Source organism: Marinobacter sp. es.042 (assembly GCF_900188315.1).
Lineage (GTDB): Bacteria > Pseudomonadota > Gammaproteobacteria > Pseudomonadales > Oleiphilaceae > Marinobacter.
The window spans coordinates 652,989-673,599 of the sequence record NZ_LT897781.1 but is presented as its reverse complement, the minus strand read 5'-3'; the positions used below and the strand labels follow the sequence as shown (position 1 = coordinate 673,599).

The 20,611-nt window shown below is 57.9% G+C and carries 15 protein-coding genes and 4 tRNA genes; 9 read left to right on the top strand and 10 right to left on the bottom strand.

Annotated features, from left to right (window positions below):
• Nucleotides 1–14: 14 nt before the first annotated feature.
• Nucleotides 15–719, top strand: coding sequence for an SIMPL domain-containing protein (locus tag CFB02_RS03275; protein WP_088556864.1), 705 nt, complete (start codon nucleotides 15–17; stop codon nucleotides 717–719).
• Nucleotides 720–721: 2 nt separating this feature from the next.
• On the opposite strand, the gene CFB02_RS03270 is transcribed toward CFB02_RS03275, so the two are convergent.
• On the bottom strand, nucleotides 722–4,405 hold the full coding sequence (locus CFB02_RS03270; RefSeq protein ID WP_088556863.1) for a translocation/assembly module TamB domain-containing protein: 3,684 nt from the start codon (nucleotides 4,403–4,405) through the stop codon (nucleotides 722–724).
• 74 nt (nucleotides 4,406–4,479) lie between these two features.
• Nucleotides 4,480–6,129, bottom strand: coding sequence for an autotransporter assembly complex protein TamA (locus CFB02_RS03265; protein WP_088559148.1), 1,650 nt, complete (start codon nucleotides 6,127–6,129; stop codon nucleotides 4,480–4,482).
• 291 nt (nucleotides 6,130–6,420) lie between these two features.
• On the opposite strand from CFB02_RS03265, the gene CFB02_RS03260 reads away from it, so the two are divergent.
• Together CFB02_RS03260 and CFB02_RS03255 are read left to right on the top strand one after the other, a co-directional pair.
• Nucleotides 6,421–7,428 carry a hypothetical protein gene (locus CFB02_RS03260; RefSeq protein WP_088556862.1) on the top strand — a complete coding sequence of 336 codons (1,008 nt, stop codon included), beginning with the start codon at nucleotides 6,421–6,423 and terminating at the stop codon, nucleotides 7,426–7,428.
• A 43-nt stretch (nucleotides 7,429–7,471) separates the two neighbouring features.
• Nucleotides 7,472–8,959, top strand: coding sequence for an amidase family protein (locus tag CFB02_RS03255; RefSeq protein WP_088556861.1), 1,488 nt, complete (start codon nucleotides 7,472–7,474; stop codon nucleotides 8,957–8,959).
• A gap of 53 nt (nucleotides 8,960–9,012) precedes the next feature.
• Here CFB02_RS03255 and CFB02_RS03250 read toward each other — a convergent pair.
• Together CFB02_RS03250 and CFB02_RS03245 are read right to left on the bottom strand one after the other, a co-directional pair.
• Nucleotides 9,013–9,089 (bottom strand) — tRNA-Met (locus CFB02_RS03250).
• A gap of 99 nt (nucleotides 9,090–9,188) precedes the next feature.
• The gene (locus CFB02_RS03245) at nucleotides 9,189–10,526 is read right to left on the bottom strand and encodes an acetyl-CoA C-acetyltransferase (protein WP_088559147.1); all 1,338 of its coding nucleotides are present in this window, start codon (nucleotides 10,524–10,526) and stop codon (nucleotides 9,189–9,191) included.
• 322 nt (nucleotides 10,527–10,848) lie between these two features.
• On the opposite strand from CFB02_RS03245, the gene CFB02_RS03240 reads away from it, so the two are divergent.
• On the top strand, nucleotides 10,849–12,255 hold the full coding sequence (locus tag CFB02_RS03240; protein ID WP_088556860.1) for a 3-oxoacyl-ACP reductase: 1,407 nt from the start codon (nucleotides 10,849–10,851) through the stop codon (nucleotides 12,253–12,255).
• A 41-nt stretch (nucleotides 12,256–12,296) separates the two neighbouring features.
• Here CFB02_RS03240 and CFB02_RS03235 read toward each other — a convergent pair.
• The 6 genes from CFB02_RS03235 to CFB02_RS03210 all read right to left on the bottom strand — a co-directional run bounded on the left by CFB02_RS03235 (nucleotide 12,297) and on the right by CFB02_RS03210 (nucleotide 15,073).
• Nucleotides 12,297–12,372 (bottom strand) — tRNA-Val (locus tag CFB02_RS03235).
• A gap of 18 nt (nucleotides 12,373–12,390) precedes the next feature.
• Nucleotides 12,391–12,467: transfer RNA gene (locus CFB02_RS03230), tRNA-Asp, on the bottom strand.
• A 67-nt stretch (nucleotides 12,468–12,534) separates the two neighbouring features.
• A tRNA-Val gene (locus CFB02_RS03225) sits at nucleotides 12,535–12,610 on the bottom strand.
• Between the two features lie 161 nt (nucleotides 12,611–12,771).
• Complete coding sequence (locus tag CFB02_RS03220) at nucleotides 12,772–13,029, bottom strand: hypothetical protein (protein WP_041645336.1); 258 nt, start codon at nucleotides 13,027–13,029, stop codon at nucleotides 12,772–12,774.
• Between the two features lie 50 nt (nucleotides 13,030–13,079).
• A complete protein-coding gene (locus tag CFB02_RS03215) occupies nucleotides 13,080–13,952 on the bottom strand; it encodes a DUF2846 domain-containing protein (RefSeq protein WP_088556858.1) in 873 nt (290 codons plus the stop codon).
• Between the two features lie 140 nt (nucleotides 13,953–14,092).
• Nucleotides 14,093–15,073, bottom strand: a complete 981-nt coding sequence (locus tag CFB02_RS03210; protein ID WP_088556857.1) for a hypothetical protein — start codon at nucleotides 15,071–15,073, stop codon at nucleotides 14,093–14,095.
• A 297-nt stretch (nucleotides 15,074–15,370) separates the two neighbouring features.
• Here CFB02_RS03210 and purE point away from each other — a divergent pair, with 297 nt between their 5' ends.
• From purE to CFB02_RS03185, 5 genes are all read left to right on the top strand, one after another.
• The gene (gene purE / locus CFB02_RS03205) at nucleotides 15,371–15,862 is read left to right on the top strand and encodes a 5-(carboxyamino)imidazole ribonucleotide mutase (RefSeq protein ID WP_008171382.1); all 492 of its coding nucleotides are present in this window, start codon (nucleotides 15,371–15,373) and stop codon (nucleotides 15,860–15,862) included.
• A 17-nt stretch (nucleotides 15,863–15,879) separates the two neighbouring features.
• Entirely contained in the window at nucleotides 15,880–16,998 is a 1,119-nt protein-coding gene (locus CFB02_RS03200) for a 5-(carboxyamino)imidazole ribonucleotide synthase (RefSeq protein WP_088556856.1), read from the top strand.
• Between the two features lie 71 nt (nucleotides 16,999–17,069).
• Entirely contained in the window at nucleotides 17,070–17,648 is a 579-nt protein-coding gene (gene sodB, locus CFB02_RS03195) for a superoxide dismutase [Fe] (protein ID WP_088556855.1), read from the top strand.
• A gap of 284 nt (nucleotides 17,649–17,932) precedes the next feature.
• Nucleotides 17,933–19,993: a putative bifunctional diguanylate cyclase/phosphodiesterase gene (locus CFB02_RS03190; protein WP_088556854.1), complete on the top strand. Its 2,061-nt coding sequence runs from the start codon at nucleotides 17,933–17,935 to the stop codon at nucleotides 19,991–19,993.
• A 27-nt stretch (nucleotides 19,994–20,020) separates the two neighbouring features.
• Complete coding sequence (locus CFB02_RS03185) at nucleotides 20,021–20,608, top strand: LemA family protein (RefSeq protein WP_014577658.1); 588 nt, start codon at nucleotides 20,021–20,023, stop codon at nucleotides 20,606–20,608.
• Nucleotides 20,609–20,611 lie beyond the last annotated feature (3 nt).

Here is a 20,611-nt window from a genome sequence, read left to right as displayed (position 1 = left end):
AAGGAGGCACTACCATGAACGGACGGAACCGAAAGCTCCGTTTAAACCTGAAGTCCGGTTTTATTCTCCCTCTCGCGCTCACCGTACCTGCTCTGACAATGGCAGGTGAAGTTACGCTCACTGGCGAGGGCAGTGTCCGATACGAGCCCGACAGCGCCAGACTCCAGTTCACAGCCAGTGCCGAGCACGAGCTTCCCCAGAAGGCCACCGAACGGGTAGCGGCCCTGATGGCGCAGTGGCGCGAGGGTATTACCGAGTACCAGGATCAGCTCAATGATTACTCAGACGCGTCGGTAAACCTTTACACCCGAACGTTGCCCACATCGGAAAGGGAGGAGCAGCCCCGCAAGCAGGCCGTCGCCTCCCAGACCGTCAGCTTCAGCATCAGCGATCTTACTCTGCTCAATCCCCTGCTCCAGCAGGCCCAGGCTGTGGGCCTGGATTACCACCTCGGCCCTCACCAGTTCTTCCACTCGGATGAGACCGGTATGGAACAGGAAGCACTGGCCAGAGCCATCGCAGACGCCCAGGCCCGCTGCCGATTCGTGGCCAGTCAGCTCGACCAAAGCTGTGGTGATGTGGTCACCATCAACATCAATGGCGGGCACCGCCCGGTACCAATGATGATGGCGGAGGCCAAATCCATGTCGGATACGGTCTCGAGCGTGGGTGAGCGGGAAATCCGGGCCTCAGTGAGCGCCACCTTCGAGCTGGACTGAACTCAGAAATCCCGGGTGTAGAAGATATCCAGGGAGGCCGCCAGCCCGCTGGCAGCCTCCAGATAGAAGTAGCGGCCCAGATCGTAGCGCAGAGCGACCGTCGTGATCGGCTCGAAGATGCCGACACCGTAGCGGACACTCAGCTCATCCGTCAGATACCCGCTCGCCACCACCGAGGTCTGATCGCCGGAACCCTCCGCTTCCAGGGTGAGCTGGCGAATACCGAACTCTTCGCCAATTTGCCCCGTCACCTTGTTGGCCTGGGTCAGTCCCAGGGACAGCGCCGCCCGGCTCATCTGGCCCTCATCACCCCGGCTCTGGGGCGCCCGGCCAAGAATGACATAGGAAAGCGCCTCCGTCTGAGGCATGTCGGGGTTGGAGAATACTTCCGTCTGGGGCGACTGCACAGGGCCGGTCAGACGAATACCGGCCACGACGGTATCCACGGTGCGGACGGCCTCGATGTCTAGATAGGGTTGGGTAAGGTTGCCCACGAACAACAGTCTTGCCCGCCTGAGCTTGAGCTCCTGACCATAGGCTTCATACTGGCCATTGACCAGTTGGAGCGTGCCACGGGTATCCATGTCATTGCCAATGCGAAGAGATCCCTCCAGATCACCGGTCACGCCGAAGGCGGCAAAAGTCACCTGATCTTCTCCAACAACCACGGTCACATCCATATTCAGCGATCGGACAACGGGCTCTTCCCGTTCCACGCCGACAATGACCTCATCCTCCGAGACCGACACGGCCTGGTCCGGCAAACCCTGTATCTCGATGTCGCCTCTTGGCACTCCGACCTGTCCGGATACCTCCAGGGCCCCCTCACTGAAAACGATGGTCAGATCCGGCTCCACCTCAAGCTGCGCATAAGGCTCCAGGTTGAATGGCACACGGCTGCCGGAAATCGTGATTTCCCCCCGGGGAGACTGTTGCCAGTCGATTTCCCCATCCACAATGGTCTGGCTTCGCGCATTGCTCCGGATCCTGCCACTGATCTCGGCCGAGTAACCGCCAAACTGAACGCTGGCGATCACCTCCTCGATCGGTACCGGCAAGCGGGGATCGGAAACCCGTCCATTCACCAGGTGCAGTTCGCCGGTCACCGCCGGCTTCATCAGCGGGCCGGAGAGCTGGCCCTGGCCGTTCACCCGACCGGCAACTTCGTCCAGCCCGGAAAGCAGTCCTGCAAGGGCAATATCCAGACCCTCGAGACTGAAGGAACCCTCAACGTTGCGGTCGTCCGAGTTCGGATCCAGGTTCATGTCCAGCGTGAAATCGCCAAGCTCCGGTCCGGAAAGACGGACTGCAAGGTCGGCCTGTTTCGGCTTCAGGGCGACCTCGCTTGTCACGGTATTGTAGGCGAGCGACTCCCACTCGCCGTCCACCAGCAACTGGAATTGTCCTTCACCGGCGTCCAGGAAAAGGCGTCCGTCCGGACCGTCGCCGGTGGTGGTGAAATCAACCTCTCCGTTGATCCAACCGTCCCAACGTAATGTCTCTGGCAGCAAGGGAGCGAGGGCCCCGGTTGGGAAGCGGTCGATACGATAGGCAATGCGGGGAACCGGAAGCAGTGTCTGGTCCTCGGCACAAACCGTACTCTCCTCCCAGCGCCAGCAATGATTGCCAAATGTGAGCTCACCATCGGTTTTGTATGCCAGGGTCGCCGGGGCCTGCAGCCGCCATTGTTGGGACTGTTCCGGAAGGTCAATCACGCCCCGGGACAGCTCTCCCTGCCAGGTTCTCCAGTCAGCGCCGGCCCCTCCTGCGAAACCCAGCTCAAGGTCAGCCTCGGCATGACGTGCTCCGATGCTCACGGTGTGCTTTCCCTGGGTGCCATTGGCTTCCAGAGTGAGCGTTTCAAGCTCTTGCCCGAACCCGTTGAGATTTTCCGCCTGCAAACGGCTGACAAGACGCATGCCGTCCTGCAGATCGGCCTCAAGACTGAGGGTTTCAATGGCGAGCTCATCCTGCCAGCCCAGGTTTTTGCCACTTGCACTCAGCTCGCCTTTCGGGCGCTCTGGTGTTCCCTCCGCCGTCAGAGTGGCTTGCAGATTCCCCGTCAGGCCAGGCAGGACAATTTCCGGCGCGGGCAGGTTCAGAGCCAGATCACCACGCAGAACGTCGCCCCAGGTACCGCTACCCTCAATACGGTTGTCACCCACCAACAACTGCAGGTCGGATAGTTCCCAACTGCCTGATGAGGTATCTAGCCGTCCCTGCAGAGACGCGGGATTGGAACGCCAGTCGCCCTCAAGATCCCATCCGGCATTCATGGCAGGTACCGGTCCATCCCCGAGTTGTCCCTCGGTCGTCACATCACCGCTGAGACTGGCTTCCAGTACAGGTACCCAATAACCGGGATTGAAGTCTTTCAGGCGCAAGGCCGCCTGCCAGGAAAGCGGCCCGGAAAAGTTCACCGAGCCGTTGCCGGTAAGAGACCCGGCGCCTGTGCTGACGGCCAGGTTGGTCAGTGTGGTCTGCTCGGCATCGCCATCCACCGTGGTGGTCAGTTCAGCGCTGCCCTGAGGACCCTCGACACCGGCCTGAAGCTCTGCATGGTAGTTCCCCTCACGCCAGGACACGGTGCCATCCAGGGAACGAAGGGTTACCACTGGCGGCTCAAAGCCCGGGATCAGCGTATACCAGGGAAATCCGCGCAAACGGATGTCGGCACTGGCTTCGAGGCCCTCGCTCCAGGAGACATTGCCATTGGCCACCACAGTGTCTTGCCCTGCACCATTCTCCCGGTCCGCGGCCAACTCGATCCGGATGCTCTCGGCCGCGCGAGTCGTCGCCAGGCCCTCCAGCGTCAGCCGTACCGGGCCTGTCGTGCCCGGAAGCGTAGCCTGCCCCCGGGTGCGAAAACCCTGCTGAAGGCTACCCCTGGCGTCCACAGACCAATCATTGAGCACAAGGGTCTCCGGCAGCGCCTGCGCTGCGCGGAACTGATCCGAGGTTAGCCTCAACTGTGCCGGCAGGGCCGGATCGAGCGGCTCGACTTCTCCCGAGAGTTCAGCATCCAGGTAGCCACGGCTGGATGCAGCGACCATCAGGTCCCGAACGCTGCCGGAGAGCCGGGCGTCGAGAAGCCACTCGTCTCCATAAGGCGGCGGGATGTCCGCTTTGACTTCCAGATTGACAGGCCAGTCCCGGCGGGTTTCTATCCGGCCAGCGGCGGACACCGTGTACTCACCCAGCTGATACCAGGCGCGCTTTATGTTCCAGGCGGCGCCCGACCCTCCGGCGTCCAGCTCAAACCGGTCCCAGACTTTGTTGCCGTTGAAGGTAAAAGGCCCGAGCCGGACGCCACTGATATTCAGCGCCAGCGGCAGGTCCACGCCCGGCAGTGTAATGGGGCTCCCGCCTTCGGCTTTGTCCGCCGGAGGCAATTGCGAGACTTCGAGCGTCTCTGCTTCCAGATTCTCTATACAGAGCTGTTTTCGGAACAGACAGGAAGGGGACCAGTCCACGAGTGGCAACTCAACGACCACTTCGACCCCGTAACCACGCCATTTCAGGTGGTCGGCTTGCCACCGACCAAACAGAGATCCCCGGTCATTTTCCACCTGAAGCCCTGGCACCTGTTCTATAACCCAGGCGGTTCCCGTCTCAGAGCGCAGGGCCAGCAAAACAGCGGCCACCACAAGGACAGGCACGAGAATCAATACCGCCAGCCCTAACAACAGCCAAAACCGGAGGCTGCGCGAGCGTGCCGATGGCTTGTGCGTCCTGTCGTCTGATGTTTCCGGCGTCCTCGTCACAGCTCAGGCCCCATGGAAAAGTGAATGCGCCAATCCCCGCCAAATTCACGATCCAACCCTTTGGCGATGTCCAGCCTCAATGGCCCGACCGGGCTGATCCAGCGTATGCCGACACCAGCGCCGGTCGCCAGCGGGTCGCTCGGATTGTTGATTGCATTGCCGTGGTCGACGAACATGGCGGCACGCCATTTGTCCGCAAACTGATACTGATACTCGGCACTGCCAACCATCAGGAAGCGTCCGCCCACCGGCACGCCGTTATCATTCTCTGGCGACAGGGTTTCATAGCCATACCCTCGCACACTCTGGTCACCGCCAGCGAAGAAACGCAGGGATGGAGGCACATCTTCAAACCGGTTGGTTGCCACAGCCCCCGCCTGCAGACGACCCAGAAACCGGTGCTTGTCCGCCAGCGTAAACAGCCCCTTGACCAGTGCGTTTACATGAAGGATATCCACATCGGACAGCGCCGCCCGATGCGAACCGGTGACATCGAACTGCAGGCGATAGCCCCGGGATGGGTCCAGTGGCGAGTCCGTGTGTATTTTCGAGTATCCCGCACCGGGCAGCAGGAGTGTGCTTGTGCCTTTCTCGTCATTGCCGATGTTAAAACGCTCACCTTCCCAACGCAGCGACAATATCTGCAGCCAGCCGTTATCCAGCTGATGCTGCCACTGCTGCCCCAGGCTCAGAAGTTCCGATTCCACATTCTCGATGTCCTCGCGCTGGTAACCGGCGCTCAGGCGGATCAGGTCGGTCATGGGCGGATCCAGGGGCAGCTCGTACCAGGTACTCAGGTTCTGCCTGGGTACCGAGAGTTCTGTCTCGGCGCCCCGCTTGTGCCCCATGGGATTGATCCAGTGTTCCCGCCAGTTTCCACGGAACCTGGGTCCGACATCGGTCGAAAATCCCACGCCCGCCGCCACGGAGCGGGCGTCGCGCCGGGTGAGATCAACGCGGACCGGAATCACCCCGTCCTCGGCACTACCCGGTGAGGCATCGATATCAACACTGCTGAAATAGCCGCTGTTGAGGAGGTCCCGGTTGAGCCTTGCTACTTCATCAGCATGGAAGGGTATTCCTGGCTCGAAAGAAACGAACTGTTCCAGTAGACCGATCTCGAACCAGTGCCCCTCTTCAAAGGTTACCTCTCCCAGTCGGTACCTTTCGCCGCTTTCATAGATAAGCGTGACCGCAGCGCTTCGGGTTGCCGGATCCACTTCCAGCGTGCGGGTAACAAATTTGCCGTCAAAATAGCCACGCCGCCGGGCACGGGTCTGGATGGTATCCCGCAGGCTGGCGTATTCCCCATGATTGAGAATGTCTCCTTCGGCCGGGTGCTCGGGGAGATCGGCAGTAAACCGTTCATCCGAAGCAGCCGGTCCTCTGATTTCCACAGTCCGGGACGTAACGCGCACCGGCTCTCCCGGTGTAATGGACAGAACAAGCGTTGCCGTTGTGTCGGAATCACCCTCTTCAATACGCCACTCAATCATCGGGCTGTAATACCCGAGCGCCCGCAATGCCTCCTCGGCCTGACCAACGGCCGTGGGGGCATAACGCCTGAGATTACTGGCACTGCGGCCTTCAACCTCCCCGATAAACGCCTGGGCATTTGATTTCAGATCCGGGTAGTCTCCCTCCATGTTCACGACGACCTGTTGCGCGCAAACCCACGACGGCAGCCAGCAGAACAACAAGATCAAAAGCCGGACCCGGCCCGAATTCACGACTTGGTAGATTGATAGCATCCGGCTATTTCAGTGTTGGTGGTAACAAGAAGGATTTCCGTTCAAGCGTGGGAGTTTAATGGCAGACGGTCAAGTTAATCCATGGTTGGCCTTTCGGACTGCCCTGAGCGGCTCAAGGGCGAGTCGTTTGTGGCGTTGAAATAAGCTAACCTGTCAGATACTTAGCAACAGACCGGACCCTGGCGAATGCTGAAGATAAATCGAGAAAACCTGAAATCCAGCCACCAGCTTGTCTGGTTCATCATTGATTTCCTGATGCTGGGCCTGCTGATCATCAACCTGGCGTTCATCATCTGGGACTCGATCTATAACTTTGTAGCCGTTCAGAATCTGCTGAAAGAGCATGCTCCGGCCATACAGTCGGCCTACCACCCCATCCATGAACGCTTCATCTTTTACGATCTGATCTTCGTCAGCATCTTCCTGACCGAGTTCTTCGTCCGCTGGGGTTACGCCATCAAGGCGAAAGTCTACGACCGCTGGTACTTCTACCCGTTTATTCACTGGTACGACCTGGTGGGCTGTATCCCGGTGGGAAGCCTGCGTTTCCTTCGTATCCTGCGGGTGATTTCCATCATCTATCGCCTGCACCAGTACAAAATCATTGATATCACGAATACCAGGATTTACCGCTTCGTGAACTTCTACTACGAAGCCTTTATGGAGGAGCTTTCAGACCGCATTGTGCTGAAAGTACTCAGCGGCGTGCAGCAGGAGATCAAACGGGGCTCTCCGCTGTTCGACAAGATCCAGGAGGACATCCTCTACCCCCGCAGGGACATGCTCTCCGACTGGATCTCCAAGCGGGTCGCAGAGGCAGCCCAGGAAGGCTACGTGCCCAATCGCGGGGCCCTCAGAAGCTATCTGGAAGACAGGGTGGACAATGCCCTGAAACAGAATCTGGAACTGTCACGGCTGAAGTACCTTCCTGTGGTGGGTCCAACGATCCAGGAAACCCTGGAAGAAGCCGTCGGCGACATCGTTGCCCACGTTATTCACCAGATTCTCGAAGACCTGGCATCTGCCTCCAACCACGCCTTCATCGAAGACATCGTGAACGTGTTCCTGCCGACACCCGGTGAAGTAAGGGCCGATGAAGCGCAGAACGAGGCGCTCATTAACCTGATCATTGAGATCATTGACGCCGTCAAGGGACAAGTGAGGGTAAAACACTGGCGAGCGGAACTTCCGTGACCGACTGATGAGCCTTCTAAAACCAACAACAATGAGACCATCCATGGATGCAACGCAATTGCCACTGCACTATCAGTCGGCCCATGACCTCTTGAAACAACTTGACGCCGGCACCCTGACCAGCGAGGCACTAACCACGGCCTTGTTGGAGAGAATCCGCGAGCATAATCCGACCATCAATGCCGTCGTGACCCTGGACGAGCAAAAGGCTCTCGCCAGCGCCCGGAGGGCTGATGAGGAACGTGCAGCCAGCTCGGCAAGGGGCCCCTTGCAAGGCCTGCCCCTTACCCTGAAAGACACCTTGGAAGTGGCGGGCATGACCTGTACCGCGGGTGCCCCTCCCCTGAAGGATCACAAACCCAACCGCCACGCCGATGTCGTGCAGCGGTTGGAAGACGCCGGAGCCATTATTCTGGGCAAGACCAATGTGCCCATCTACGCCACCGATCTCCAGAGCTACAACAAACTGTTCGGGGTAACCAACAACCCCCACAATCTGGCGCACACTCCCGGTGGCTCCTCAGGTGGTGCTGCGGCCGCCCTGGCTGCAGGCATGACACCCCTTGAAGTGGGCAGCGACCTGGCCGGCTCCATTCGCACACCCGCGCACTTTTGTGGCGTGTTCGGCCACAAACCAACCCGCTCGCTGGTGTCATTTCGGGGTCACATCCCGGGGCCACCTGGAACCCAGTCCCGACCGGATCTGGTCGAGGGCGGCCCGATGGCGCGCAGTGCCGGGGACCTGGAACTCCTGATGAGCGTCATTGCCGGCCCCCGGCCAGCTGAAGAGCGCAGCTGGTCCCTGGCAATGGCCCCCTCGGAATTAAACAGTCTCGATCAGGCCCGGGTCGGCCTATGGCTGGAAGATCCCTTGTGCCCGATAGAGCAGGAGCTGACCGAGGGTTATCAGAACCTGGGCAACGCATTGTCTGAACGGGGCGCACTGGTCACTGAGGCCCGCCATCCATTGCTGAGCCTCGAACACATTCTCCCCGCTTATTTCAATCTGCTGGGGGCCCTGCTAAGCACCTCGCTGAAGCCCTCCCAGCGCCGACAGATGAAATGGATTGCCCGGCTGGAACCCTGGCTCAAATTTCTGGGGCCGATGACGCCATTTATCGGTGAATACGGACGAGGTGTGAATCAGCCGGTCTACCAGTGGATGGCCTGGAGCGAAATGCGCGAGAAGATGCGGGCCGAGATCGAATCGTTATTTCAGGAAGTGGACGTTCTGCTGACGCCGGTGACACCCACCACCGCCATCCGGCATGACCACAGCCATCCGGTCTTCAAACGCCGGATTACCGTCGCCGGTCAGCCAAGGGCTTACATGGACCAGTTCTGCTGGATCGCCTTCGCCACCCTGCTGGGTCTACCCGCCACCTCCGTCCCCATCGGACGAACGAAAGAAGGCCTGCCATTCAATGTTCAGGTGATTGGTGCGCCGGGGATGGACCTGACCACAATCGGGTTTGCGGGACTACTGGAAGACGCCGGGCTGGCAGGATTTCTCAGGCCCGAGAGCCCCTGACAATCGTGAGAGTAGAAACGAAAAAAGCCGGCTCTAGGCCGGCTTTTTCATATTGGTAGCGGGGGCTGGATTCGAACCAACGACCTCCGGGTTATGAGCCCGACGAGCTACCAGACTGCTCTACCCCGCATCAAACTGGTTGTTTCTCAGGGAACCCCTGATCAACGTGGCGCGCATGATAAGGGGTGTGATCGATACTGTCAAAGGAAAGTTCCGGATTTCCGAAAACTCATCTCTCCAGAATCGCCGTAACCCCCTGTCCGCCCGCGGCACAGATAGAAATCAGGCCTCGACCGCTGCCCTTCTCCTCCAGCAACTTGGCCAGAGTCGCAACAATTCGGGCACCGGTGGCCGCAAAGGGGTGACCGGTTGCCAGGCTGCTGCCTTTTACATTGAGCTTGTCGCGGTCAATGCTGCCCAGAGGTTTGTCCAGGCCCAGGCGCTCCTTGCAGAAGGTCGGATCCTCCCAGGCCTTCAAGGTACTCAGGACCTGTGAAGCGAAAGCCTCATGAATTTCGTAAAAATCGAAATCCTGAAGGGTCAGTCCCGCTTTTTCCAGCATCCGGGGCACTGCATAGGCAGGTGCCATCAGCAGCCCCTCTTTCTTGTCCACAAAATCCACCGCCGCATTTTCAGAAAACGTCAGCCAGGCTTTCACCTCGTGATTGTTGGCCTTCGCCCACTCCTCACTGGCCAACAACACGCAAGAGGCGCCGTCCGTCAACGCGGTGCTGTTGGCCGCGGTCATGGTGCCGTTTTCCCGATCAAAAACCGGCTTGAGAGTAGCCAGCTTCTCCAGCGTGGTATCCGAACGCAGAATATTGTCCTTCTCCAGCCCCGCCATCGGCGTCAGCAAATCGTTAAAGAACCCCTCATCATAGGCCCTGGCCAGCTTCTGATGGCTCTCCCAGGCCAGCTTGTCCTGATCTTCCCGGGCAATATCCCACTCCTTCGCTGTCACCTGTGCATGCTCGCCCATCGACATTCCTGTCCGAGGCTCGCCATTCTGAGGCACCTCGGGCTTCAGATGTCCGGGCCGAAACCGCCCAAGAATTTTCAATCGATCCCCGGCGGTCTTGGCCCGGTTCAGATCCAGCAAAATCTCACGAAGCCCCTCACCCACACCAATCGGTGCATCCGACGTGGTGTCGGTTCCGCCGGCAATACCACATTCAATCTGACCCAGGGCAATCTTGTTGGCCACCAGAATCGCCGCCTCCAGCCCCGTGCCACAGGCCTGCTGGATGTCGTAAGCCGGCGTCTCCGGCGCCAGCCCACAACTCATGACCGCCTCCCTGGTCAGATTAAAGTCCCGCGAATGCTTGATAACCGCCCCGGCAGCCACCTCACCCAGCCGCTGGCCCTCCAGACCATAACGATCCACCAGACCTCGCAGCGCCGACGTCAGCAACTCCTGGTTACTGATCTTGCTGTAGACCGTATTCGACCGCGCGAACGGAATCCGGTTACCACCCAACACCGCAACGCGACGAATCGCCGAAGGGGCGGCGCTGGTCTTTTTCGAAGTAGCGGTTTTCTTACGTGAAGTTTTCGATGCTTCTGCCATGATCATTTCATCCGTTTTGAAGTAACCGTGATGTCAGGGGGAACATTGGGGGAAGGCTTCCCAGAACCGTGGAGCGCCAAGGATGGCGCGACCGAGCCCTACAGGGACGTATTCACGGGCGTGTTCTGGGAAGCCTTCCACCAATGTTCCCTGCACCCAGGTTGAGTTGTTAATGTCGACAGTTTAGCGACAACCGGAAACGCCTCATTGGCACCCCTGACAACACCCTACAGGCATTGAGTCAATCCAAAAACTATCCGATTCTTTACCCTGTAGGACGATTCGCATCCAGCAACCCGAATGCAAACACAAGGAAGCCCCCATGTCTGACCTCTATCTTAGAATAGTAAACACCCCGGTTGGCAAAACCGCCGCACAATCCTTGGGCCTGCCAGCGCCCGTGCCCCTGAAACGTCTCAAGCGTACCGATCAGCCGTTTATCGAGGGCGACGTACTTGTAGGCGCAGCCGGCGGAGGCAAAGCCATCGCGGCAATCGGAAGCACTCTCAGCGCCAGTGCAGCCACATTGCACCACGCCAGCGGGAATGAACGACTGAAAGACTCGTCCAAGGCCGGCAACAAAGCCCGACCCATGGACCTTAATTCGGAAATCGATCAAAAATTTTCCGCCCTGGTGTTTGACGCCACCGGGTTGAAAGGACCCGACGACCTCCGGGCCCTTTACGATTTTTTCCACCCCACCATCAAGAAACTCGGCGGCAACGCTCGGGTACTGGTCATTGGTCAAAACCCCACTACTTGCAGAAAGGCGCCCCAGGCCGCTGCCCAACAGGCCCTGGAAGGCTTTGTTCGCAGCATCGGCAAGGAAATCGGAAAGAAAGGTTCTACCGCAAACCTGCTATGGATGGCACCGGGGGCCGAGCAGCAACTGGAATCCAGTGTCCGGTTCTTTCTCTCCGCACGCTCTGCCTACGTGTCTGGCCAGGTGGTCAGAATCGGCAAAAGTGATTCGGCGCCTGCGACCAATCCTGTCGCTCCGCTGACAGGAAAAGTTGCCCTTGTTACCGGGGCCTCCCGCGGCATCGGCGCAGCTATTGCAGAAACCCTTGCAAGAGACGGCGCCACGGTTATCGGACTTGATATTCCGCCTGCCATGGAGGATCTGCAAAGAGTCACATCTGCCATCAACGGCAAGGCACTGGCTTGCGATATTACTGACGAAAAGGCGCCAAGGCTCATCGCCGACTTCATCGATGAACATTTTGGCGGAGTGGACCTGGTCATTCACAACGCAGGGATCACCCGGGACAAAACCCTTGGCAATATGCCCGAGCACTTCTGGGATATGACAATTGCCGTAAACCTGACCGCCGAGGAATTGATCGACGAAGAGTTGGCCAAGCGAGAACTGATGAAAGAGAACGGCCGCATCGTCTGCATCTCCTCCATCAGCGGCATTGCCGGGAATTTCGGGCAAACCAATTACTCAACTGCCAAGAGCGGCGTGATCGGCTACGTGGAAGCCATGGCCCGGCAACTGAAGAATGGCGTAACCATCAACGCCGTTGCCCCGGGTTTTATCGAAACCCAGATGACCGCAGCCATGCCGGTCACCATCCGCGAGGCCGGTCGCCGGATGAACAGCCTTTCCCAAGGCGGGCAACCCGTTGACGTGGCGGAAGCCATCGCCTGGTATTGCAGTCCTGCGTCCAGCGGAGTGAACGGCAACGTGGTGAGAGTCTGCGGCCAGTCGCTGATTGGCAAATAAAAAAAGGGCCGATCCTTTCGGATCGGCCCTTTTCGGAATTTTGGTGGGTGGTACTGGGATCGAACCAGTGACCCTCGCCTTGTAAGGGCGATGCTCTCCCAGCTGAGCTAACCACCCGGGGATACTGCGTAAAAATGGCGGAGCGGACGGGACTCGAACCCGCGACCCCCGGCGTGACAGGCCGGTATTCTAACCAACTGAACTACCGCTCCGCATCAATTCTGACCCTCGGGCCCGAACCTGAAACCGGATGGGGTGATCCGGTGATGCATTTGAAAGTGGTGGGTGGTACTGGGATCGAACCAGTGACCCTCGCCTTGTAAGGGCGATGCTCTCCCAGCTGAGCTAACCACCCACTTTCAAGCCTTCCAAAGGCGCCCACTTGCTTGGCAGCCGCGCTGTCTCAACCAAGTGAGAGGCGCATTTTAAGCATTTGGCTGGCGGTGTCAAATATTTTCCCGGAATTTTATAAAAAAACCTGCAAGCCATTCATAAGCGTACAGTTTTTGAGCAAACCTACTTTCTTGCAGCGGTCTTGCGCGTCGCTTTTTCAGCCCGCGGCACCGGCCGATCCTGTCCGGCCTTCTGCGCTTTTTCCTGGAGCGAAAGTTCGCTGACACGGCTGCGCCTGTCTTCGGGAACCGCTCGATTAGCGAGAGAGCAATTCAGATCGTCCAATCGTTTCTGAAGGTCACCCCAGCTATCCAACAACTGGGGAACGACATCATCCGCCAGTTTCTCGAATCTGAGTCTAAGAGAATCCTTGAGAGCCATTGTTTTTAAATTTTCCCGAGTCATTCACCTGCCATCAGTGTAGTCAGCACTCAGAAAATCCACCAGCCGCCCCCGTATTCTGCTTCTTCTCTGCGCTCCCGTTCCATCTCCAACTCCGCGTATTCCTGCTCCAGCTTCTTAATCTTGCGATCGGCTTCAAGAGGCACGGTTGGGCCACCGCCGAACGGCCAGAACCAGGACGTAGATTCGTACTTGCCCTCCTGCTTCAGGCGCTCGATCTCGAGCTCACGCTCCTCCTCGAGCAACACCAGTTGCCTCTCGTAATCCAGGTCTTCGTTCACTTCCACAATGGAGGTAGCCGCGTGGTTTGGCGCCAACAGATCACTGTTCAGAAAACGGGTGGAAACAATTTCCTCTGCCTGCATGGCATATTCCCGCGTCACCAGCTGGAGGTCGCCCTGAGTCAGCGGATGATCCGGATCCAGGTCCGGATGCCGTTGGCCCGGTTCCGAAAGCTCGTTATAACGCAGGTAATAGATCTGGCCTGGCTCAACGTCCAGCGTGGCATCGGCGATCAGGCTAAGACTGAAGGAGTTCATGCCCTCCAGACCAAGCAAAGGTCGGCGCATGGCAATGTGGCGCTCTCCGGGGCTTACCTCCAGCCAGGTGAAGCTGTCGTTACGGATGTTGAAATAGTGGGTGTCATCTATGTAGACACTGGGCGCTTCAATTTCATCAGCCGCCCATTGGGAGTGTGTCCTGTAGAAGTACAGCACCGCGTTGCGACGATCCCAGCTATCGTTGTCGATATGAACGAAGTCATGCCCGGAAACCGGATGCAGGAACGACCCGACGCTTTTGCCGATGGACTGATAAACCGTACAGCCCGGCAACGCCAGCAACAACCACATCGCTGCCAGAAGCCGGGGAACAAGAAAAACGGAAGGCACTCGGGTTTTCATTGTTGGTAACTCTTCATCCTGATTGCGAGTTGCCTGATCTTAACAACTGCACAAAAACAGAAATGAGAGCTACCGCAAGGGATGGCTACAAACCGTTACAAAACCCGAAATGCCGATTGCTGGACCACGCTACTGGCCAATTACTCCCCGCTGATCTGGCTCTGTAACTGATTCACCTCTTCAGACAGCCGAACCAGACGGGAGGTCAGTTGTGACCGCGAGGCATCGATAGACTCAACCGTGCGCTTGAGACTGGCCACCTCATTACGGAGCGCCTGAACTCGGCCATCATCGGCCAGCTCATCGGTCTCCCGCTCCAGGGCCGAGATCCGACCCTCCATGCCGCTGATTCCCAGCTTCTGCTCCTGCTCAAAACGCCGAATTCGGCTCTCGATCACCTGATCCACATCCGCCAGCTGCTGGCTCAATTTGGTCAACTGATCCGTTGCCTGCCGGTTGGCATCCTGCAGCGCTGCAATGGACGTCTCCGTTTGTTGTTTCAGGGCTGCAATATCGGCGGAAAGCGAGGACCGGACCTTTTCAACCGACGCCTCAAGCGAACCAATGGCCTGCTTGCCCTCCGCAAGGCCGGATTCCAGCGCGGCAATTCGTTCCTGCTGGTCATCCAGGCGCTTCTTGTTGCGTTCATTGGCAATGGCCCAGAGTTTCCGGATCTCACTGTCTGCTGTATCCAGACGCTTCGTGTGCGCCGCGATCTGCTCCTCCAGAGTAGCGCCCCGCTCCTGCAGGTTCTCCCCTGTTTCCGAAAGCTCCCCCTCAAAACGCGCCAGCGCCAGCTTGCTCTGCCGCGCCCAGTAATCCGCCTCCTCAAGCTGCCCTTCCAACGCCTGAACCCGCTGCTCCTGGGAGTACCAGCCAGCCCCGCCCGCAACGGCCAGCACAATCAACAACAGCCACAGCATTGCCGAGCTACCGCGACCATTGCCGCCGCCACTTCCGTTACCGCCCTTGCCACCTTTGGGAGGCTTCGTTGGTGTCGACGATTCGCCTTTCCCTCCGGACGCTGGCCTGGACTTTCTTTCCGCTGCCTTTTTCGGCTCCGCACTACCAATCGGTCGTTCAGCCCTCAACTCATCATCATCTGGACGGATGGGTTCCATTACAGCTCCTGACTATGGACGGTTAAAACAATAGGAATCGATAATACCTGTACTTAGGCGCAGGTAAAAATGACGCCTTGCCAATACATGCTCTTGCAAAGAGTCGGGGGGCAGGATGGAGGCTCTTTCCGGAAATGTCTGAAGCCAGGGATGGCTTCAGTCAAGCCCACATGGATGTGCTCGTAGCGTTTTCCGGAGAGAGCCTCCATCCTGCCCTACTCCGAAGCCATAAGTTTGCATGGTAAGTAGCCAAAACATACAATGGCCGGCTTTCCAATTATCACAGGACTGGTGCATATGCAGCCGCTTGTAGGACTCATTATGGGCTCCAAATCCGACTGGCCCACCATGGAACACGCCGCCACCATGCTCGAAAAACTCGGCGTGCCCTATGAAACCAAAGTCGTCTCGGCCCATCGCACACCGGATCTGCTTTTTGACTACGCCAAAACGGCCGCAGACCGCGGTTTGAAGGTCATTATTGCGGGCGCCGGCGGCGCAGCGCACCTGCCGGGCATGGTTGCCTCACAGACCGCCCTGCCGGTTCTCGGCGTTCCTGTTCAGTCAAAAACCCTGAATGGCCTGGATTCATTGCTCTCCATCGTCCAGATGCCAGGCGGCATCGCTGTTGGCACCCTCGCTATTGGTAAAGCCGGCGCAACCAACGCTGGCCTGCTGGCAGCACAGATTATCGGCACCTCGGACGACAGCGTACGCAAAGCGGTTGAGCAGTTCCGGGCCACACAGACCGAAACGATTCTGGACAATCCTGATCCTCGGGACCAGTAACAGGCAGGAGAACTCGAATGAGAATTGGTGTACTGGGCGCCGGCCAACTGGGAAGAATGCTGGCACTGGCCGGATACCCACTGGCCAAGACCTTTGTTTTCTATGACATGTCCGGCAGCCCCAGTGCCGGCCTTGGTGAAGTCATCATCGACCGCGAGGGCCAGTACCTGGATGATTTCCTCTCCAGGGTTGACCGTGTTACCTATGAGTTCGAACACCTGCCAGTAGACGTGGCCGAGAAAATTGCTGCTCATAAACCGGTTCACCCCTGCCCCCGGGCGTTGCAGGTGTGTCAGAACCGGGAAGCGGAAAAGACTCTGTTCGGCGAGCTGGGCATCCCCACGCCAGAATGGAAAATTGCCGATAGCGCCGCCTCGTTGAAAGCCGCGGCCGAAGAACTTGGCTGCCCGGTGGTAGCGAAGTCCAACACCGAAGGATACGACGGCAAAGGCCAGGCCGTACTCAAATCGCCTGAGGAAGCCGAGGCGGCCTGGGCCTCCATCGGCCACCCCCGCCTTATCGTGGAGAAGTTCGTCGACTTCCACCGGGAAGTGTCGATTATCGCCGTTCGCGCTGAAGACGGTGAGCTGGCGTTCTACCCGATGGCGGAGAACACCCACCACGAGGGGATACTGCGCTACTCCATCGCGCCTGCTCCGAAGCTCGAGAAGCACGTTCAGGAAGATGCGGAGCGGTACATCAAGGCACTACTGAACGAATTGGACTATGTCGGCGTATTAACGCTTGAGTTGTTCGAGACAACCGATGGCCTGGTCGCCAACGAGATGGCGCCCAGGGTTCACAACTCGGGGCACTGGACCATCGAAGGCGCGATGACCAGCCAGTTCGAGAACCACATTCGCGCGGTAAGCGGGCACCCTCTTGGCAATGTTGCTCCACGTGGTTTGAGCTGCATGATCAATATCATCGGAGAGCACGGCGACATCGAGCGGATCCTCGAACTGCCCTACGCCCATGTTCATCTTTATAACAAGGGTGAACGACCGGGTCGGAAGCTGGGCCACGTAAATGTTCTGGCTGACAGCTACGAAGAGCTTGTCTGGCGGGTGAAGAACTGCGCCCAGTTCCTGCCGGGCAGCCCAGAGTTTAAAAGTTCTTTGACACCAAAGGGTTGATCTGACTCAAATCGACCCTATATTGGGGTAACGAACATCAACATAAACAGAGAGACAGGGAGAACGACCTCATGGCATTTGAACTTCCCGCACTGCCCTACGAAAAGAGCGCACTGGAACCGCACATCTCTCAGGAAACGCTCGAGTACCATTACGGCAAGCACCACAACACCTACGTCACCAAGCTAAATGGCTTGATCGAAGGTACGGACAACGCCAACAAATCTCTGGAAGACATTATCAAGAGTGCCAGCGGCCCGCTGTTCAACAACGCCGCACAGGTCTGGAACCACACCTTCTACTGGCACTGCCTGAGCCCGAACGGCGGTGGTGAACCCACCGGTGCTGCCAAGGAAGCGATCGAGAAGGCGTTCGGTTCTTTCGAAGATTTCAAGAAAGAATTCAATGACAAAGCAGCCAACAACTTCGGTTCTGGCTGGACCTGGCTGGTGAAAAAAGCGGACGGCACCGTTGCCATCGCGAATACCAGCAATGCTGAAACGCCGTTGACCGGTGCCGACAAGCCGGTACTGACCGTCGACGTATGGGAGCACGCGTACTACATTGACTATCGCAACTCCCGCCCGAACTACCTGGAAGCTTTCTGGAACCTGGTGAACTGGGATTTCGTAAACGAAAACCTGGCCTGATCCCGGCCTCGCTTTCAGACACAGTCTAAAACGACTGTGATAAAGCGCCCGCCTCCGGCGGGCGTTTTTGTGTCTGCTATACCCAAGCAATTACAATTTGATACAACCACACTCTGAAATCTTTGGAAAAATCGCCGATACTCCATGAAGATATCGCGATCCTGAACCATACTTGGACACAACAATCAGGGTGAGCCCCCACGCGCATCACCCAAAGTGCGACACCTTTGCCCTGAACCTTGCAGATCAGCGGCTCTGCAAAAACCGGAACAAGACAGGCTTGAATGCAAAACTCCTTCGAGGTTGAACATCGCCTGGGCTATCGAATCTTACGGTGGATTCTTGCGGTGGCCCTTGTCAGTGGCGTCGTTGTCAGTGCCATACAGGTCATCCTGGACGCCCAACGTGTGTCCAGAGGGCTGGATAGCGATGCCAAGCAAACCATTGCGATGGTGAAAGACGCCGCCACCCAGTCAGTGTTCAGCATTGACGGAGAACTCGCGCAACAAGTCGTGGACGGCCTCTTTGCCAAGGAAGCCGTCTATATGGCCCGTATCGTCCACCCTGACGGCGACCCGCTGGGGGATCGCAGCCGTCCACTCCAGGAAACCGCTTTCCGCCCGGTCACCGATCCGATTTTCGACGCCGATCGGCTCTATCGGGAACCGCTTTTCCGCGAGGGTAATCCGGAAGACGTCTACGGATTTCTTGACGTTCACTACGACACCGCAGCAGCGGCCCGCACCTGGTTAGACAGGGCGGCTGTCACCTTCGCTTCCGGCATAGCCACAGCTCTCATTCTCGGAATGGTGTTGTTCTATGTATTCCATCTGCTCCTGACGCGCCCCCTCCTCAGAATTGTCAATTCCGTGAGGCAGGTGGATCCTGCGCACCCGGATGACCGCCTGGTCACCACGCCATCCGGCCACCAGAGCGACGAACTTGGCCTCTGGGTCAACGCAACGAACAACCTTCTGGTCGCCATTGGCGACAGCCAGAAACGCCATCGCGAGGCGGAGGACCGGGTGAGCCGTCTCTCACGTTACGACCAGCTCACTGGCCTGCCCAGCCGGGATACCTTCATGGAATTGCTGGTGCGGGATATTGAGGATGCCGCCAGGCGCAACGCCCAACTGTCGCTGATTGTCTGCGGCATCGACGATTTCAAGTCGGTGAACGAGCAGTGCGGTTTCCGGTCCGGGGACCTTATTCTGCAAACCGTTGCCGACCGCCTGACCAACAAACTCGACAATGCCCGCTTCACCATTGCACGCCTCGGCAGCGACCAGTTCGTGGTTGTCCAGAAAGGACTTAGAGACGGGTTCCAGGCTGCGGACACGGCCGAGCGAATCCTGGCCTGTGTCAATGAGCCCATGCTGGTCGAAGACCAGAACATCTCAATCAGCGCCACCCTCGGGGTTGCTCTTTACCCCTCCGACACCAGCCAGGCAGACCGACTGCTGCAGAGTGCCGAACAGACCATGACCCTGGCCAAGCAGAACGGCCACAACCACTTCCAGTTCTATGTCGCCAGCATTGACCAGGAAATCCGGGACCGGAAGCAACTGGAAAAGGATTTGTCCCAGGCTCTTGGTTATCACCAATTTCATCTGGTTTACCAGCCCCAGATTAATCTGGAGAGCAAACGGGTAATCGGGGCAGAGGCATTGTTGCGTTGGGAGCACCCGACTCGTGGCACGGTTCCCCCCGACTTCTTTATTCCGGTGGCCGAAGCAAACGGCTCTATCGTGGAAATTGGCCAGTGGGTTCTGGACCAGGCCTGCTGGCAGGCAGCTCGCTGGGCCTCGGACGGATCGCCGCTTCGTATTGCTGTTAATCTCTCGGCCGTTCAGCTGCGCCAGGAAAGTATTGTCGATGATATTCTCGATACCCTGCGACGACACAAGATACCGGCCGGTCGGCTGGAGCTGGAGGTAACAGAAACCAGCTTCATGACCAACCTGTCAGACGCCGTAGCCAAACTCCACAGGCTCAACAAAGCGGGAATAAGCATCGCGGTGGACGACTTCGGGACCGGCTATTCGTCCCTGACCTACCTCAAACAGATGCCGGTACAGCATCTGAAGATCGACAAACAGTTTATCCGCGATCTGCTGGTCAATGAGGAAGATACCCGAATCGCCAATACCATCATCGACCTTGGCAAGAGTCTGAATCTGTCAGTGGTCGCTGAAGGGGTGGAAACGGCAGAGCAGGAATATTACCTGAGCCAGCGTGGCTGCAAGCTCGCCCAGGGCTATTTCTTCAGCAAGCCATTGCCGCCGCGTGAATTTGAGACCTTCGTTAAAGGTTTTCACGAGCAGATCGTGGAAAATAACCTCTGAACCACTACCTCTACCTTAGGAGTTGCCATGGGAACCACTGTTATCGGCCTGATCGTTATCGCCGTCGTTGTTTTCTATCTGGTCTTTATCTACAACCGCCTGGTTTCCCTGCGCAACCAGTTCAAAAACGGGTTTGCCCAGATTGATGTTCAACTGCAGCGTCGGCACGACCTTATTCCTAATCTTGTGGAAGCGGCAAAAGCCTATCTGACCCACGAAAAAAGCACCCTCACCCAGGTGATGGAAGCCCGCAACAATGCGGTCAGCGCCCAAAAAGACGCCGCCAAGGATCCTGGCGACGGAACCAAGATCCAACGCCTGGGCAGCGCCGAAAACCTGCTCACCAAGGCCCTCGCAAATTTCTACGCCGTGGCCGAGAACTATCCGGAGCTGAAAGCCAACGAAACCATTCAGCAACTGATGGAAGAACTCTCCAGCACCGAGAACCGGGTCGCCTTTGCTCGCCAGGCCTATAACGACGGCGTCATGAGCTACAACATTTTCCGGGAGCAGTTCCCGAATAATGTTATCGCCGGCATGTTTGCGTTCAAGGAAACGTCGCAACTGGAACTGGAATCACCGGAAGCCCGTCAGGCACCGAAAGTGGCCTTCTGAGGC